The 2,560-nt window shown below is 63.2% G+C and carries 1 protein-coding gene and 2 pseudogenes; all 3 read right to left on the bottom strand.

Going from position 1 to position 2,560, the window contains the following annotated elements; translation table 11 throughout:
- A partial coding sequence (locus tag LQV45_RS25345; protein ID WP_230009385.1) for an aldo/keto reductase occupies positions 1–331 on the bottom strand: 331 nt, incomplete at its 3' end.
- A 71-nt stretch (positions 332–402) separates the two neighbouring features.
- A pseudogene (locus LQV45_RS25340) lies at positions 403–1,908 on the bottom strand (glycoside hydrolase family 32 protein).
- Positions 1,909–2,008: 100 nt separating this feature from the next.
- Positions 2,009–2,230 (bottom strand): annotated as a pseudogene (locus LQV45_RS25335) (PfkB family carbohydrate kinase); the annotation flags it as partial.
- Between the last annotated feature and the right edge of the window lie 330 nt (positions 2,231–2,560).

Here is a 2,560-nt window from a genome sequence, read left to right as displayed (position 1 = left end):
GCAGCCGCTTCAGGGAGCCGTTGATGGATTCCATGATGTGCTTGCGGGACAGCCCGCGGTCGTTCCGGCCCTCGCCGGTGGGGAAGTAGACCTTGGTGAAGATCTCGACGCTTTCGCGCCGCACACCGGCTAGCGCTTCACCGAGCGTGTTTTCTGCCCGGGTGCCCGCGTAGGCGTCGGCGGTGTCGAAAGTGGTGATGCCCAGATCCAGGGCCTGCCGGACGCAGGCCGTGGCGGCGTCCTGGTCGATCTGCTCACCGTGGGTGACCCAGTTTCCGTAGGCCAGTTCGCTGATGTACATCCCGGATGAACCAAGTTTGCGGTATTCCATGCTGGTGCCTTTCATATCTGGTTTGCTGCGGCCGTATTGCAGTGTGCGGCTGCGTCGTGTGGGACGCCGGCCTATACCAGGGGCGTGATCCTCAGGCTCTCGAATGTGGCGGAGCCGCCGTGGGCGTAGATGGAAACTCGGGTGCTTGTTTCGTCCGGGAAGATCAGGTCCGTAAGCACCAGTTCGCCGTGTTGGGCGAAGACCTCGACGGAGCAGTGGTCGACGTAGATCTTCAGGCTGTATCGGCCGTCCCGGGCGCTGATGGGGGCGGTGTCGACGGAGGCGAATCCACCGTGGAAGCCGGTGTCACCAGAGGCCGTCCGGTCGAGGATGAGGCGGCCCTGGGCGGGGTTGATGCCGATTCGGGTTCCTTCCGTGCCGCTCCCGCGAACGACGAGGCCGAATTCTTCGGCCGTCCCGGCCGTGAACTCGGCTTCAATGAGCTGAACCGTGCCCGTGGCGGCTGGGATCGGGCGTGTTTCCCCGGCCAGATGGACGGGGCCGTCCTGAACAGCCGGCTCCTGATCGCTGCATACGGCTTCCTCTACGACGTTCTGGACTAATCTGGTGCGGCCGCCAACTGTGGCCAGGGAGAGTTCCCGGGGCAGAGACATGGGGCTCCGCCAGGGTGAAGTCGGGATCTGATTGGCATAGTCCCAGTTGTTCATCCAGCCGATCATGATCCGCCTGCCGTCGGGGGCGTCACTGAAGGAGACGGCGGCATAATAGTCCCGTCCCCAGTCCAGCCAGTTGTACTCCTGAAGGCGGTCGGGGTCCTGCTCCCCGCTGGTGATGATGGAGTCGGAGGTGAATTGGACGCCGTCGAAGTCTCCTGTGAAGTATTGCCCGGCTGAACCGCCGTTCGGGCCGCCGGGATTCAGATTCACCGTCAGAACCCATTTCATCTCCAGTGGATTGCCGTCCACCGGCAAAGCAAACAAGTCCGGGCATTCCCAGATTCCGCCTGTGGCGTTGACGGGGCCGAAATCGCTAAGGTGTTCCCAGGTTTTCAGGTCATCGGACTTGTGGAGGACTACTTTGTAGTCGTGGGCTTCGACGGCCGCCATCACCCAGCAGGAGCCGGCCCCTCCGTCCTAGCGAAAAACCTTGGGGTCACGGAAGTTGGCCGAGTTGCGACTGAGCACGGGATTGCCCGCGTATTTTTTCCAGGTGAAGCCGCCATCCAGACTGTAGGCCAGCGACTGGGCCTGGACGCCGTGCAGCGGCGAGGCTTCCTTGTAGGCGCTGGTGTAAATGGCCACCAGCGGGGGCGCCGATTCGGTGCCGAACCCGCTGCAGTTTTGGCTGTCGAACACGATGCTGCCGGAGAAGATGTCCTCCTGCTCGTCGCAGGCAATCGCGACAGGCTGTTCGGTCCAGTCGGTGAGGTTCTCCGACGTGGCGTGGCCCCAGGACATGTTTCCCCAGGTGTTTCCGAAGGGGTTGTTTTGGTAGTAGAGGTGGTAGAGGCCCTGATGGTAGATCAGTCCGTTGGGATCATTGAGCCAGGTGTTTCGGGCCGTGTAATGCAGGGCGGGCCGGAAGGCTTCCGGGTGTGTGGTGGTCACAGCCGTCATGGGAGGTGCACTCGTTTCAATTTCGGGATGGGGCAAGGAAAGGGCCAGGATCTGACGTGATCGTCAGATTGGCCGCGGTGTTGGAGACGGAAAGTGGTGGTCAGCTGACCGGGGCCCGCATTTCTGCCAAGGAGGGCAGGTCCGCCCCTGGACGGCCCACCGTAATGGCGGCTGCCATGGATGCCATGCGGGCGATCTGTTCGAGAACGGGCGGAGCCAGGCCCTCGCGTCCTCTGGTCAGAAGCCCCAGGATGAGGGTCGCCATGTAGGCATCTCCTGCCCCGATGGTGTCCGCGACAACGGTTGCCACGGATGGGACGCTGAAACATCGAGACGGGCGAGTCGGTAGGCCACGTTGGCGGGGGAGCCCCCCGGGTGCTCGGTGACGCCGTTCCCCGTGTGGACCACATCGACAAGTGCTTCGCCGACAACGACCACCTCGGGTAGGGCGGACAGTGCAGCAGAGGGGTTCATCATGGGATTCTTTCTGGTTTTCGGCAGCCAATGGAGCTGTGCGGGTCTGATTCCGCGGGTAAAGCGGCCTCTCGGACGGCGGATTTGGGGCCGTCAGTGGGCGGATTCCGGCACTTTCAGCGCCCAATGGGATTTGGTCAGGGTGACCCGCTCGCCGGTGCCCCGGGCAGCGTTCCGC

Source organism: Microbacterium sp. Bi128 (assembly GCF_918698205.1).
Note: the sequence above shows the minus strand (reverse complement) of the source record. Positions and strands in the feature narration are given on the sequence as shown.